General features: G+C 64.4%; 10 protein-coding genes. 2 read left to right on the top strand and 8 right to left on the bottom strand.

Annotation, left to right across the window (positions count from 1 at the left end):
* The coding region (locus tag ACVOLZ_RS15305) for a hypothetical protein (protein WP_481516879.1) at positions 1-195 on the top strand (195 nt) is incomplete at its 5' end.
* Here ACVOLZ_RS15305 and sppA read toward each other — a convergent pair.
* The 4 genes from sppA to ACVOLZ_RS15325 form a co-directional block, all read right to left on the bottom strand.
* Positions 166-2,073, bottom strand: coding sequence for a signal peptide peptidase SppA (gene sppA / locus ACVOLZ_RS15310; protein ID WP_481516880.1), 1,908 nt, complete (start codon positions 2,071-2,073; stop codon positions 166-168). The genes ACVOLZ_RS15305 and sppA overlap by 30 nt on opposite strands.
* A gap of 70 nt (positions 2,074-2,143) precedes the next feature.
* The gene (locus ACVOLZ_RS15315; RefSeq protein ID WP_481516881.1) at positions 2,144-3,508 is read right to left on the bottom strand and encodes an MATE family efflux transporter; all 1,365 of its coding nucleotides are present in this window, start codon (positions 3,506-3,508) and stop codon (positions 2,144-2,146) included.
* A 139-nt stretch (positions 3,509-3,647) separates the two neighbouring features.
* Complete coding sequence (locus tag ACVOLZ_RS15320) at positions 3,648-4,214, bottom strand: DUF3106 domain-containing protein (protein WP_481516882.1); 567 nt, start codon at positions 4,212-4,214, stop codon at positions 3,648-3,650.
* Positions 4,201-5,220, bottom strand: coding sequence for a hypothetical protein (locus tag ACVOLZ_RS15325; protein ID WP_481516883.1), 1,020 nt, complete (start codon positions 5,218-5,220; stop codon positions 4,201-4,203). Before ACVOLZ_RS15325 ends, ACVOLZ_RS15320 begins: the two co-directional genes overlap by 14 nt.
* 421 nt (positions 5,221-5,641) lie before the next feature.
* Between ACVOLZ_RS15325 and ACVOLZ_RS15330 the strand changes: the two genes are divergently transcribed.
* The gene (locus ACVOLZ_RS15330) at positions 5,642-7,837 is read left to right on the top strand and encodes a primosomal protein N' (RefSeq protein ID WP_481516884.1); all 2,196 of its coding nucleotides are present in this window, start codon (positions 5,642-5,644) and stop codon (positions 7,835-7,837) included.
* A gap of 129 nt (positions 7,838-7,966) precedes the next feature.
* On the opposite strand, the gene ACVOLZ_RS15335 is transcribed toward ACVOLZ_RS15330, so the two are convergent.
* From ACVOLZ_RS15335 to ACVOLZ_RS15350, 4 genes are all read right to left on the bottom strand, one after another.
* The gene (locus tag ACVOLZ_RS15335) at positions 7,967-9,055 is read right to left on the bottom strand and encodes a serine hydrolase domain-containing protein (protein WP_481516885.1); all 1,089 of its coding nucleotides are present in this window, start codon (positions 9,053-9,055) and stop codon (positions 7,967-7,969) included.
* A gap of 414 nt (positions 9,056-9,469) precedes the next feature.
* Entirely contained in the window at positions 9,470-11,533 is a 2,064-nt protein-coding gene (locus ACVOLZ_RS15340) for a hypothetical protein (RefSeq protein ID WP_481516886.1), read from the bottom strand.
* A gap of 101 nt (positions 11,534-11,634) precedes the next feature.
* Positions 11,635-13,467 (bottom strand): sensor histidine kinase, encoded by a 1,833-nt coding sequence (locus tag ACVOLZ_RS15345; RefSeq protein ID WP_481516887.1) that lies wholly within the window; start codon positions 13,465-13,467, stop codon positions 11,635-11,637.
* On the bottom strand, positions 13,464-14,123 hold the full coding sequence (locus ACVOLZ_RS15350) for a response regulator (protein ID WP_481516888.1): 660 nt from the start codon (positions 14,121-14,123) through the stop codon (positions 13,464-13,466). Before ACVOLZ_RS15350 ends, ACVOLZ_RS15345 begins: the two co-directional genes overlap by 4 nt.
* Positions 14,124-14,238 lie beyond the last annotated feature (115 nt).

Genomic DNA, 14,238 nt, shown 5'->3' on the forward strand with positions numbered 1-14,238 from the left:
ATGCTCGGCAAGGGGCAATACCGGGAAAGCATCTGCCGAGCATGGCTCGGCACTACATGTCAGGGCATTGCTTGGAAAGCCCCTGCCGAGCATGGCTCGGCACTACATGGCAAACAACAACGCCGCCCTTGGGCGGCGTTGTCACTACACATCTCGCGAACGCGCTTACAAACCGCAGAAGCAATACGCCAGTGACTTCACCGGTGCGCCATTGCGGTCCTTCACTGCGTCTTCAACGAAACGCAGCTGGGTGTCCAGCTCCGGCATCTGCTTGGCGATCAGCATGCGTGCGATGCCCGAGTCGGCCAGCATCCACGCGCCGGCGCGGCTGCCGGCGAAGCCGGTCATGAACTGCGCGAACGGAGTGGCTGCCTTCTCGATGTAACGCACGCGGAATTTGTCGCTTTCACCAAGCTTGGCGCGCTGCGCTGCATCGGCAACGGCCGCCTTCAGACCACCGAAGGCATCCACCAGACCGCGCTCCTTGGCCTGCGCACCGCTCCACACGCGGCCGCGTGCGACCTCATCCACCGCTTCAACCGGCTTGTTGCGTGCCGCTGCCACCTTGCCGGTGAAATCGGCATAGCCCTTGTTGATCACCGACTGGATCACCTGGCCAACGGCCGGGTCCATCGGCCTGGTCACGTCGAACGCACCCGCAAAACGGGTGGTGCCGACACCGTCGGTGTGCACGCCGATCTTGTCCAGGCTGCGGGCGAAGTTCGGGATCATGCCGAAGATGCCGATCGAGCCGGTGATGGTGGATTCGTCGGCATAGATGCGGTCGGCGTTCATGCTGATCCAGTAACCACCGGATGCGGCCATGTCACCCATCGACACCACCACCGGCTTGCCGGCGGCCTTGAGCGCTTCCACTTCACGGCGGATCTGCTCGGAGGCGAATACTTCACCGCCCGGCGAATCCACGCGCAGCACAACTGCCTTCACGTCATCGTCGTCGCGTGCCTCGCGCAGCAGTGCCGAGGTCGAGACGCCGCCAATGCGACCGGCCGGCAGGTCACCGCCGCCGATTTCACCTTCGGCAACCACCACCGCCACCTGAGGACGCGAATCCATCGGCGAGCGACGTGCGTCGAGCTGGGTCAGGTAGTCGCCCAGGCCGATCTGACGGTAGCCACCGTCAGCATCGCCGTCGGCAACGCCGCGCTCGGTGAGCAGGGCATCTACTTCTTCGCGGGTCTTAAGCCCGTCCACCAGCTTCTGCTGCAGGGCGAAACGGGCCAGATCGCCTTCGGCTGCGGCAACACCTTCCGGCAGCGTGTCGATGCCGGCGGCCAGCTGTGCGGCGTCGAGCTTGCGTGCCTTGGCAATGTCGCCGAGGTAGCGCTGCCACACGTCGTTCATCCAGAACAGGTCGGCTTCCTTGGCCTGCGGCGAGGCGGCGTCGAGCACATAAGGCTCGGCGGCAGACTTGAACTCGCCCACCTTGAACAGATGCACGTCCACGCCCAGCTTGTCCTGCAGACCGCTGCGGAAGTACTGGCGATAGCGGCCCAAGCCTTCCAGCAACAGACCGCCCATCGGGTCGAGATAGACCTCATCGGCCTGCGCAGCCAGCAGGTACTGCGACTGGCCCATGTTTTCGCTGAAAGCCACGACCTGCTTGTTGGCAGCACGCAGATCCTGCAGCGCAGCGGTCACTTCACGCATCGAAGCAAAGCCACTGGGTTGCAGCTTGTCCAGCTGCAGCACCACGCGGTTGATCTTCTTGTCGTCCTTGGCCGCTTCGATGGCGCGGATCAGGTCACGCAGCTGCAGCTCTTCGGCATTGGTTTCACCCAGCGCCTTGCCCAGCGCGCGGCTGAGCGGGTCTGTGCTGTACTGCTCGACCAGCCGGCCTTCAGGAGCGATCACCAAGGTGGTGCCTTCCTGCAGCGTCGGCGCCGACGAGGCGCCCTTGCCCACGGCAACCATCAAGCCGATCAGGATCAGGAACAACAAGCCGAAGAACAGCAGGTTGAGGATCAACCGGCGGGTGAAGTTCATCACATCCCAGATGCCGATGAAGAAACTGGCAACGGGATTGCGGCGTGGCACTGGAGGGGGATTCATGGACGCTCCGTTGGGGGCTGGTTGCAAGTCAGGATACGCATAACCGGAGGCCACCGGCATGGCCTTTAAGTCAGGGGGTAGCCTGGGCGATAAGCCGGCTGCTGCTGACCCGCAGTCGCCAACCCAACAGCACCGCGGCCACGGTCAAACCAATGATCAGGCCGATCCACATACCCTGCGGCCCCCAGCCCAGACCCAGGCCAAGCCCGGCGCCGACCGGCATGCCCACGCCCCAATAGGCGAACATGGCGATGAACATCGGCACCCGGGTGTCCTTGAGCCCACGCAGAGCACCGGCGGACAGCACCTGGATGCCATCGGGGATCTGGAAGGTCGCCGCATACAACAACAAGGTGGAGGCCAACGCGGCCACCGCAAGGTCGTCGGTGTACAGACCCACCACCACGTCATGGCCCAGCAACAAGGCGGTGATCGACACCATCTGGGTCACCAGCACGATCGCATAGCCGGCCCAGGTTGCCCGGCGCACGCCCAGCGGATCGTTGCTGCCGACAGCATGGCCGACGCGCACGGTGGTGGCCTCGGCCACGCCCATCGGGATCATGAAGCACAGCTGCGCCACGTTGATCGCGATCTGGTGGGCGCTGGCCTCGGTGGCACCGATGCGGCCAATCAGCAGCGCGGTGATGATGAACAGACCGCCTTCCATCAGCACGGTGATACCGATCGGCAAGCCGGTACGCAGCAGGTCCCATACCGCACGCGGCCGCGGCAGTTCAAAGTGACTGAACAGCTGCAGATGGGCGAAGCGCTTGGTGGTCCACAGGTAGGTGGCGAAAGCGATGGCCTGTACCCACATGGTCACCGAAGAGGCGATGCCCAGGCCTTCGGCGCCCATCTCGGGGAAGCCGAACTTGCCGTTGCACAGCGCATAGCCCAATGGCCCCAACACCAGCAGGCCACCGAAACCAATCAACATGGTCGGCAGTGTCCAGTGCATGCCCTCACTGAGGTAGCGCATGCAGAAGTACAGGGTCAGCGCGGGCACGCCCCAGCGGATGGCATGCAGGAAGTCGGTGGCACCGGGCACGATTTCAGGGGCGATGCCGAACGCTGGCAGGAACGCCGGCACCACGCTCAGGAACAGAAACATCAGCGCGCTCAGACCCACGCCCAGCCACAGTGCCTGGCGGAACAAGGGGCCGATTTCGCGGTCACGGCCAGCGCCGTGCAGCTGCGATACCGAGGCGGTAAGCGAGATCAGGGTGCCGATCGGCACCAGCATCGGCAGCCATAGCAGGGCCGTACCAATGCTGACCGCAGCAAAGGTATCGGTGCCGTGGTGGCCGGCGATGGTGTTGTCGACAAAGGCAATAAGACCGGTGGAGACGTGACCCAGCACCAGAGGCAGGGCAAGCAGACCGGTCGTCCGCACTTCTTGCATGAAGCGCGGCGTGGCGGGAGACATGGACATAAACAAGGGAGACGCGGACTGCGGCCGGCGCAGGAAGCGCACAGATGCCGGGTCGCGGGCCGCCTATTCTAGCGTGGCAAGGCAGTTACGGCCCCGCACCGCGGATGAACGGGCGGAGCGGTGCCGCACCGCGAGGCACTCAGTGCCCGACTTTCTCGCGCAGCCAGGCATCGCGCTGTGCTGGTGCCAGGGCCAGCAATTGCGTACGCAGTTCTTCACGCTGCTGCGGCGGGGTGCGCTGCGAAATCAGGCTCAGCTGCTCCAGCTGGGCAGCGTCGAGTTGCCGCAGCAGGGCAATCACAGGCTCACGCTCGGCAGCCGGCAGATAGCCCAGCAAGGGCTGCAGGCGTGGATACAACACACCCAGTTGCGGGCCCAGCAACCAACCATCGCGGTGCATCTGGTCGATAGCCGTATAGCGCGCACGCAGGGCTTGGCGCTGCGCATCCGGCAATGCAGCGATTGCTGCCGCTGCCTGGCGGATGCGTTGTTGTTCACTGGCCGGCAGTGCCTGCCAGGCTGCATAGCGGCTGCGAACCTCGCGCTTCTGCTCCGGGCTCATCGAGGCCCAGGCAGCCTGCGTGCTAACGACGCTGGTGGTGACGGGACTGGGCGACAGCACGGGCACCGCAGTCGGTGCGGCAGCATGCAAGGGCAGCGCCACGATCAGAACCAGCCAGACCACGCCGAACTTATTCATCCGCATCGCTCGTCTCCAGCGCAGCACCGGCCGGTTCCGGTCGGCTGGGTTGTGGCTGTGATTCATCCACCGGGATCGGGCCACCGGCTGCATACCAGGCATTGAAATCGGCATCGCGAGCCGTGTCCAACGCAGGATCGGCCAACATGGCCGCATCGGCGGCCGCGTGCGGGTCTTCGCCCGGTCCGGCCGGGGTGCTGTCGTCGGGCAGCGATTCCACCTGCACCGGACCATTGTCGGCCACCCCATTGCCGCCATTCGGGTCGGCGCTCACTACCGTATGCGAACGCCACCACCACAACGCCACCACCGCCAGCAGCAACAGCGGCAGGCACAGCAGCAGCCAGGTGCGCAGCGTCCACGGTTTGGACTGCTTGCGCCGCGGTGCGGGCTTGCGACGACGGTCGTCTTCCACGCGCGGGCTGCTGCTTGCGCTGGCGGCCGGAACGGAAGCAGCAGGCAAGGCACCAGTAATAACCGATTCGCGCAGCTGTTCGAGCTGCTGCAGGCGCGGCGGCGACAGATCACGGATCAGCGCCTGCACCTGCTCGGCCAAGGCACGCCAGCTGGCGGCATCCGGGCGACCACCCGCATCCATCGGGCAGGCGCCAGCCAGCGCTTGCCGATAGGCATTAGCGTCCACACCCAGCACCGCCGAGGCAGGTGCTTCATCCAGGCCGGCGCCAATCCGCAGCAACAACGCCAGACGCTCGCCCGCCGCCAGCGTACCCAGATGTGCCAAGGCTGGCTCCCAGTTGCCTGGGTTGGTTGGCTTCAGCAACTGCGGGGTACTGCATAGCAGGCCCCAGAAGCGGGCCGGCCATTCGACCATCAGCAACTGCGCGGCATGCCCGGCAAACGCACGCATGGCTACGGCCACCGCACGTTCGCCGACGGCGGCATCGCCGGCCTGCAATTCAGCAACTACCAGGGCGCGGCGTTCCACCCCGCGCAAAAAGGCGGACAGAGCGTTGGCTGCGGCCGGCGAAAGAGGGGCTGGTGCAGCCATCATGTGAACTCCGTCATGCAGTGATGATACCGAGCGCACACCCTGCTGCCGACGCCCCAAGCCATCAGCGGACCGATTCTGCAAGCCGCTGCAACAACTTGTGCACAGCGTCAATACGCTGTGACAAGCGACTCAAGCAAGCCGCCGTGAGACTGTATTTCTTTTTTGTTTCACGGATAACTCATTGATTTTAATTGAATATTTGATGTGGCTGTTTTTTGACCAAGTTGACCCAAAGGCTTGCTCCATCGCCCTGAACGCGTGGAGCACATTACTCACCCACAGAGTTATCCACAGGAAGTGTGGATAACAATAAATCTCCAAGCGCAGCCAGCGTTTACGCCGCATTTATGCAGGACTTCACAGCATCTGGACGCGGGTGAATGGCGGCAGCCAAACCTCCACCAGCGGCTAAACTTGGCCCATGCCTGACTGCCCCACTCTGCGCCTCGCCCTGCCGGTGCCCCTGCCTCAGCTGTTCGACTACCTGCCCCCGGCCGGCGCCCCCGCGCCCGAGGCCAGCGATGTGGGACGTCGGTTGCGGGTGCCATTCGGCCCGCGCGAGCTGGTCGGGGTGGTCGAGGCCATCGGCCACAGTGATGACCCGGCGGCCTTGCGCCCGGCCCTGCAATGGCTGGATGAAGCCGCGCTGCTGCAGGGCGAACTCAGCGCCTCGCTGCGCTGGCTGGCGCGCTATACCCACGCCCCGCTGGGCGAGGTGATCGCCACCGCGCTGCCCGCACCGCTGCGGCGCGGCGAGCCGCTGCCCGACACCCACGGCTGGGCCTGGGAACTGACCGAAGCCGGCCACGCCGGTTACGACCGCCTGCGCAGCGGTACCCGTCCGCAACGTCTGGCCACGCTGCTGTTGGAAGGTGCGGTCAATGAAGACCTGCTGGACGATCAGCTGGACGACTGGCGCAGCGCCGCGCGCGCGCTGCTCAAGCGCGAGCACGCGCAGCGCATCGAAGTGGCGGCGGTGATTCCGCAGCCCCGCATTGTCGCCGGCCCGGTGCCAAACCCACAGCAGCAAGCGGCGATCGACGCACTGCAGGCGGCCGAGGGCTTCCAGCCCTTCCTGCTCGACGGCGTTACCGGCAGCGGCAAGACCGAGGTCTACCTGCAGGCCATCTGCCATTGCCTGCAACAAGGCAAGCAGGCGCTGGTACTGGTGCCGGAAATCGGCCTGACCCCGCAGACCCTGCATCGTTTCCGCAGCCGCTTGGGGATTCCGGTACATGCACTGCACTCGGGCTTGAACGACAACGAGCGTGCACGCGTCTGGGCAGCCTCCTCGCGCGGCGAAGCGCGGGTGATCGTCGGTACCCGCTCGGCGATTTTCACGCCACTGCCGCAGGCCGGCTTGATCGTCATCGACGAGGAGCACGACGGCAGCTACAAACAGCAGGACGGCATCCGTTATCACGCGCGTGATTTCGCCATGGTGCGCGGCAAGGCCTTGAACGTGCCGGTGGTGCTGGGCAGCGCAACGCCATCATTGGAATCCCTGCACAACGCACGCAGCGGTCGTTACACGCATCTGCGTCTGCAGCAGCGTGCCGGTGATGCCAAACCACCGGGCGTGCGCGTGTTTGATGTGCGCAAGCGGCCGTTGCAGGATGGTTTGTCACCGGAGGTGCTGGTCGGCATCGAGCAGCAGCTGAAAGCCGGCAGCCAGGTCCTGGTGTTCAAAAACCGCCGCGGCTATGCGCCGGTGCTGCTCTGCCATGACTGCGGCTGGACCGCACCGTGCAAACGCTGCAGCACACCACTGCACAAGACACCGATGACCGTGCACGGCGGCGGCCGGCGGCTGCAGTGCCATCATTGCGGCGCGCGCCAACCAGTGCCGCTGGCCTGCCCGGATTGCGCCAGCCTTGCGCTGCAGCCGCAGGGCATTGGTACCGAGCGTCTGGAAGAACGGCTGCTGCAGTTGTTTCCGGACTATCCGGTGCTGCGCATCGACCGCAGCACCACCAGTCGCCGCGATGCGCTGGAGCAGACGCTGGCAACCCTCGGCGATCAACCCGGCATCCTGGTTGGCACGCAGATTCTGGCCAAGGGCCATGACCTGCCCAAGCTGACCTTGGTGGTGGTGGTCGGCATCGATGAAGGCCTGTTCTCGTCCGACTTCCGTGCCAGCGAAAAACTGGCACAGCAGTTGATCCAGGTCGCCGGCCGCGCCGGTCGAGCCGAGCGCCCCGGCGAGGTCTGGCTGCAGACGCATCATCCGGACAACGCCTTGCTGCACACCTTGGTCAACGGCGGCTACCACGCCTTTGCCGAAGCCGAACTGCTGCAGCGCGAAGCGGCCGGATTTCCACCCTTCGCGCATATGGCCATGCTGCGTGCCGAAGCCAAACAGGTGGAGCAGGCCAATGAATTCCTGGCTGCGCTCAAGCACCTGCTTCCCAAACAGAACGACGTCGAACGCTTTGGGCCGATGCCGGCACCGATGCCGCGCCGCGCCGGTTTCCAGCGTACACAGCTGTTGTTGTCAGCCGAGCAGCGGCGACCCTTGCATGCTGCGCTGGATGGCTTGATGGCACAGGCCTACGGCTTGCCGCAGGCGCGCCGCGTGCGCTGGTCGCTGGATGTGGACCCGATGGATCTGTATTGACCTCGTGCCTTGCGGGAGCGGCGTAAGCCGCAAAGGCTGGCAATGCATGCAAGCCCGGTAGAGCCGAGCCATGCTCGGCTGAAGCCTTACCGGGAAAGCCTCTGCCGAGCATGGCTCGGCACTACGCTGCTAACGGTAGAAATCGGCAATTTGTCCAGTGAACTGCTGCGGATTGGAGCCAACCAGATTGGTCAGCATCACCACCGCCAAGCCCTCGTCCGGATAGACCACAAACGCCGCACGTGTACCGCCGAAGCTACTGACCTGACGCTTCGCAGCCGGGCCTGACACCGGCCAGCCTGCGGCCCAGGCGCCATCTTTGCCGTTGTTCAAACGCTCGGGCGTCCACATCCGCGCCAAGCTGTCGGCGCGTAGCAGGCGCTGCTGCAACAAAGCCGCCAACCACAGCGCCAGATCATCGGCGGTGGTCTGGATTCCGCCGCCCGCCCACAAGCCGTGCGGCATGTCGTAGAACCAACGCGACAGACGCTTCGGTGCATCGGCGGCATCACTGCTACGCGGGAAGAAGCTGTACATGGTGGCCGCATTCGGTAGCAGATCGTAGCTGTCGCCGAACGCGACATGGTTCATACCCAGCGGCTGCAACTGACTGGCCGCCAGATAGTCCTCATAAGGTTTGCCGGTGCGCTGGCTGATGATCCTCGCCAACAAGCCGTAGTTGGTCTGGTTGTAGACGAACTGGTCACCCGGAAAAGCCTGCATCGGCCGCTGTTCAACCAGCTTCCAAGCCTGTGCCTCGGAGCCACCACCAACCAGGCCCTGCGCATCGACGATATCCGGCAAGCCGGAGGTATGGGCAAGCAGCTGTCGCACCCGTATCCGCTGCCATGCAGCGGGCAGCTGCTGCAGATACGTGGAGATCGGGGCATCGATATCCAGCTTTCCCGCCTCGACCAGCTGCATCACTGCTACGCCGGTGAACGCCTTGGTGGCCGAGTTGAGTGGAAACAACGTTGCACGTGTAGCTGCCACCTTGTTCTCGACATTGGCCAGACCATGCGCCTCCGAGAACACCACCTTGCCGTCCTTGATCACCGCAACCTGCAGCCCCGGAATACCTCTGTCCTTCATCGTGGCGGCGATGAAGCGCCGCGTCGCGTCATTGGCAGCATCCAGCGTGGCCGCAGCCAACTGGAAAGGAAGCACACAGAGAAACGCCGCCAGGCACAGCAGGTTTCGGGGGCTTGCACATCGCATCGTCTGGCTCCGGTCGTGACTGGCTGGGGAAAGCCGGATCGCGACCACCGCAATTACCGACTCCAGACTTGGATGCTTGAAACGACGAAAAGGTTTAAAACCCCCGATCACCCGCGCTAGGCATTCGTTGGCGCCATGGCTGGGTCGAGCCTGGCGTTGCGAAACTCAGCGACCAGAATGTTGCACAAGCATCTGCATCATCTTCTGTTCGCGGATGACGACATGCCACGCTGAACTACCGACGGATAATTCAAGCTCACGCCGCAGCCTTGGATCATGCACGATGCATGGCCCACTGCAGACCCGACGGCTCGGCCATTTCACGCTCGCCTCGGCAGCGAACACCGGCCCATCCAGTCGCATCTCCATCGGCACCGCGACGGCTGCCACGCTATGCATCCGCGTCCATCGACATCACAGATCAACGCCGAAGCCAACACCGGCAGACTTCTCACCGCCACCGAAGGCGCCCCCCAGCGAGAACGAACCGCGCGTGCCCAGTCGCACGCCATAGCCGATCGACAACGCTTGCTCGCCACCCTGGAACCCAGCACCCACCGCGATGCGGCCGCGTGCGCTTTGTCCGCCGGCAGCATTCATCGCCATGTTGGTCATCGCCGAGGTCATCGCGCCCATCCGGTCGATACGCCGGTCCTGATTACGCAGGCGTTGCTCCACGCCGTCGTGGAAACGGGTGAAATCGTCGCTGAATGCCGCCAGCGCGCTGTCCGTATAGGCGTTGGCGCTGCGCAGGGTCTGGGTTGCGGTTGTATCGGTGTACTGGTTTGCAGAAGCCAAGGTCGCGGCATCTCCCGCGCGGGCTTCACTGCGCACTGTCGCCACCTGCGTAGCGGTGTAACCGTTGGACGCGGCCAAGGTCGCGACGTCGCCGGCATCGGCATGCGCGCGCGCCGCCTGCACACCCATCGCTTGACTGTTGGCGACCTGCTGGTCGGTGTACTGGTTTGCCGAATCCAGGGTTGCGACGTCGCCAGCGGCCAGATCGCTGCGGACAGCGGTCTCTCGCGTATCGGCGTATTGCTTGGCCGATTTCAACGTCGCCGTATCGCCAGCGCTCATGTCACTGCGGATGCCGGCCTCGCGGGTGTCGGTGTACTGGTTGGCGGACGTCAGCGTCTGTGCATCCGCAGCGGCCATGTCGCTACGGACCACCGCTTCACGTGCGTCGGTATGTGCCTTGGACGCATCCAGCGCGGCGGTGCCATTGGCTGCGATGTCACCACGGATGGCCGCCTCACGGGTGTCGGTGTAGCTGTTTGCAGAAGCAAGGGTTGCTGCATCACCGCCGGACATGTCTGCACGGATTGCCGCTTCACGGGTATCGGTGTGCTGGTTTGCAGCGGCCAAGGTCGTGGCATCGCCACCGGCCATATCCGCGCGAACAGTAGTTTCTCGCGCATCCGCATACTGATTGGCGGACACCAGGGTGGCCGCATCACCCGCTCCCATGTCCGTGCGTATTGCGGCTTCGCGTGCCGTGGTATGGCCATTGGCCGCCGCCAGCGTCGCTACGGCCCCGGCATCAGCGTATGCCTGCAGGGTGGTCTGCTGTTGGCTGACGGTCGCATCCAATGCGGAAAATGCACTGCCAACATCGTGATGTGCGGCACCCTGGATGGAATAGGTCGGCGCAGTCGGTACACCGCCGCTGTAGCTCGCTCCACCGCCCAGCCACGAAGTAACGCCGGCCAGCCCCGCGCCTGTGGCGGCTGCCATTGCATTCAACTGCGCCATGTTGGCTGCGTCGTTGTCCGCCACACCCGCAGCCACATTGGTGACCCTGCGTTTCAGCGTCGCCGAGCCCACCGAGACCACGTTGGCGAGGCCACCGTCACTGCTCCCGTAGCCCAACGCTACTGAACCGCCACCGGCAGCTACGGCATTCCGGCCGATGGCGACGTTGTTATCGGTACCTGCGGCACCCGCCGCGCCCCCGAAACCACAGCACATGTCATTGCCAGTACCGCCGTTGCCAGCTTGGCTGCCATCGCCCAAGGCAATATTGAAGTTGCCACCGTCCGCGCCGTTTCCGCCAGTACCGCCCGAAGTTCCGGTGCCCGCCGTGCCACCGTTGCCCGCGCTGCTGCCCCTGCCAAACGCCAGGTTGTAGGTGCCGCCATTGCCACCGACCCCGCCTGTTCCACCCGCAGTTCCATTGCCACCCTGCCCCCCCATGCCGGCCGAGCTGCCCTGCCCGAAAGCGGTGTTGCCGGTGGCATTGCCCAGCCCACCAGCGGAGCTGCTCCAGCCAAGCCTCGGCGGGCCAGCGGGGCCATCACTACCCACCCGGCTGCCGTCCTGGCAGGCGATGGCACCGGTGGCGGTGTCCTGCGTGCAAGGCCCCGTCGGCGAGGTACCGCCAACGACTTCAGCGGCCTGCGCCGGCAATAATGGCAGCAAGGCAAACATGGCAGCCGCCGCCAGCGGCCGGGCCTTGGTAACGACATTACGGTTCATGGTGGAGTCCCCCGAATCAGCAAGGGGAAACCTAACGCCGTGCGCGCCCGCCCCGCATCCACGAAATCAGGTATCGGTAAATTGCCGGTCCGTCCTCCGGCTCACGCTATCAGTGGCAACACCAACGCCAGCCGGGTGCCCGCGCCGTTGGCAGCGGCTGATACCTGCAACTCCCCGCCCAACCTGCGCGCGCGCAAGCGCATGCTGGCCAATCCTGCGCCTGTACGCGTCGCAACCGTTCCGTCATCGCCCTGTACCAGGCCGATACCGTCATCGTCGATATGCAATTGCAGCTGGTCGCCCTGCCTGCGCAGGTAAACATCCACGCGCTGCGCGCGGCTGTGCTTGAACACATTGGTCAGGCCTTCCTGCAGCAAGCGCAACAGGTCCAGGCTGCGGCTGGCGCCAAGCTCGATCCCATCGATATCCTGTAGATGCCAGTGCGCCTGGATATCGACCGCGTCCAGCAAGCCACTGGCACGGTGCCGCAAGGGCGCCAGCAGCTCGGCCAGATCGGCTTGCTCGCGTGCGGTACTGTCGATGACCAGACGCAGGTCGTCACGCATCTCGCGCAGTACGCCGATGACCTTCTCTCGCGGCATCTCCTGCGGCGCCTGCTCCAGGCGTGCAATGGCACCCACCAAGGTACCGCCGAAGCCATCGTGAAGATCACGCACCAGCTGCAGGCGTTCGCCAGCACGACTGTGGGCGAGTTCGAGTGCATGTTGTTGCCGCAAGGTATCGGCCAGCTGCATGGTCGCCTGTTGTACCTCATCACGCAGTTCTTCGTTGAAGCCTTCGACCCGTTGCATGGTGTTGGCGAAGCGATACGCGAGTACAAAACCCATGCCGAGCAGCATCAACGGTGAGGTGAACGAGCCCAGATAACTCACTCCGCCATACCAGCCCATGTACACGCCAAGGTCGTGCAGCGACACCGCGATCGGCAGGATGATGCACAGCGCCAGCACCTGGTAGTCGCGACGACCACTACGCAGCGCATAGCCCATGAAGGTGAACGACACCATGTACAGGAAGGCGATGGTCGGTACCAGGTAGACATTCCGGTTTGGCCCTAGCCATTGCGGCCACAGCAAGGCGCCTGCCATGACCAGTACAGCGATAGCCAGCAACACGCGCTCCAGTCGCGGCCAGCGACGCTCGCAGAAACGCAGCAGGAAGATCGTATGCGCCGCTGCCGCTGCGACGTAGCAGGCACCGATGAAAGCCTGCCAGCCATCGGTGGTGGCGAACGGCCACGGGCTGCTGGCAAAGAAATTGCTGTCATACAGGCGTCCGAACACCGCGCTCAAGGCATACCAGCCGTACATCGACTCCTTGCGCCGCAGCAGCCAGAACATGCCGATCACCGCCGCCAGCACGAAGCCAATCGCGCTATCCAGCACCTGCAGGTCATGGCGGACGAAAACCTCCTTGCGGAACCGCTCCTGCAAGGTCTGCGGATCGCCCACGTCCACCACACCCAGCGAGGGCTGGTAAGCAGCCAGGCCCGACACCCGCACCAGCAGTTCATTCTCGCCTTGCTTGAGCAGCGGCGACTGCAACAGGAAATAGCGTGGTACGTGCCAACTGCGCGACAGCGGCTCGACCAAGGATGGATCACGATCGATCAGGCTGCCGTTGAGATAGACAGCAGCCGCCATGCAGGTGTAGTCCAGCAACAGACCAGTCGGTTGGCTGGCATCGCCTTGCTGCCAACGCAGCCGATACCAGACCACGCCGTCATGATCCGGCCAGCGGGTCTGCCACTGGTCAGCGAGCGTCACCTGCACCCAGCCTTGCGCAGGTGGCGTTGACGATTGCCAGTCGGCACGCACCGCCTCGGCGGCGGCGATGGGGGTAATCTCCGCTGGCTGCGCGCTGGCGCTAGCAACGTCGGCTAGCAACAGCAACAGCAACAACCAACGAATCATGGCAACAGCCCCATCGCGCGCGCCTCGTATACCGCAGCAGTACGCGAACCTACCGCAAGCTTGCGGTAGATGTTGCGGGTGTGGGCCTCGATGGTGAGCCGTGACAGTCCCAGAAGCTCGGCGATCTCGCGATTGCCATAGCCCTGTGCGACGTGATTCAGGATGCCGAGCTCGCGTTCTGACAGATGCACGCTGGGGGTTGGCGGTGCGGCGACAGGCGGCTGTTCGGCGGGCAGCAATGCCAGAATCCGCCGCGCGATCATGGGGTCGATTGGCGCACCACCGCGTTGCAGGCTGCGCAGCGCGATGCTCAACTCGATGTCGTCGCGGTCCTTGAGCAGGTAGCCGACGGCGCCTGCACGCAATGCAGCGAAGATGCTTTCTTCTTCGGCGAATGCGGACACGATCACCGCCTGCAACTGCGGTACGTGCTGCTGCATCCAGCTGATCAGATCGGTGCCGGTGCCGTCAGGTAGCTGCATGTCGACCAAGGCCAGGTCGACGTGATGGGTTTGCAGCAGTGTGCGGGCGCTGCCGAGATTGTCGGCCGTATGGATCTGCGGCGCTTGCTCGACCAGCAATTCAGCCACGAGCCGAGCCAGCCTCGCCAGCGAAGCTGCGTCGTCGTCGATGATCAGAATGGAAGACAGCTCCATCGGCCCCCGCCATGGTCCGTGTTGTGGCGGAGTTTAGCGTGGTCTTATGGTGGGATTGTGATGGGGCTCTACGGGGGGCTATCCGCGACCTCGGGACGGCAAAAGCTACCTCCGT

The sequence above is a fragment of the Stenotrophomonas sp. STEN020 genome (assembly GCF_056760195.1).

Coding starts and splice junctions, on each gene's coding strand:
- ACVOLZ_RS15345 (WP_481516887.1), bottom strand. CDS start 13,467: ATGATTCGTTGGTTGTTGCTGTTGCTGTTGCTAGCCGACGTTGCTAGC.
- ACVOLZ_RS15315 (WP_481516881.1), bottom strand. CDS start 3,508: ATGTCCATGTCTCCCGCCACGCCGCGCTTCATGCAAGAAGTGCGGACG.
- ACVOLZ_RS15340 (WP_481516886.1), bottom strand. CDS start 11,533: ATGAACCGTAATGTCGTTACCAAGGCCCGGCCGCTGGCGGCGGCTGCC.
- ACVOLZ_RS15320 (WP_481516882.1), bottom strand. CDS start 4,214: ATGCGGATGAATAAGTTCGGCGTGGTCTGGCTGGTTCTGATCGTGGCG.
- ACVOLZ_RS15330 (WP_481516884.1), top strand. CDS start 5,642: ATGCCTGACTGCCCCACTCTGCGCCTCGCCCTGCCGGTGCCCCTGCCT.
- ACVOLZ_RS15325 (WP_481516883.1), bottom strand. CDS start 5,220: ATGATGGCTGCACCAGCCCCTCTTTCGCCGGCCGCAGCCAACGCTCTG.
- ACVOLZ_RS15335 (WP_481516885.1), bottom strand. CDS start 9,055: ATGCGATGTGCAAGCCCCCGAAACCTGCTGTGCCTGGCGGCGTTTCTC.
- ACVOLZ_RS15350 (WP_481516888.1), bottom strand. CDS start 14,123: ATGGAGCTGTCTTCCATTCTGATCATCGACGACGACGCAGCTTCGCTG.
- sppA (WP_481516880.1), bottom strand. CDS start 2,073: ATGAATCCCCCTCCAGTGCCACGCCGCAATCCCGTTGCCAGTTTCTTC.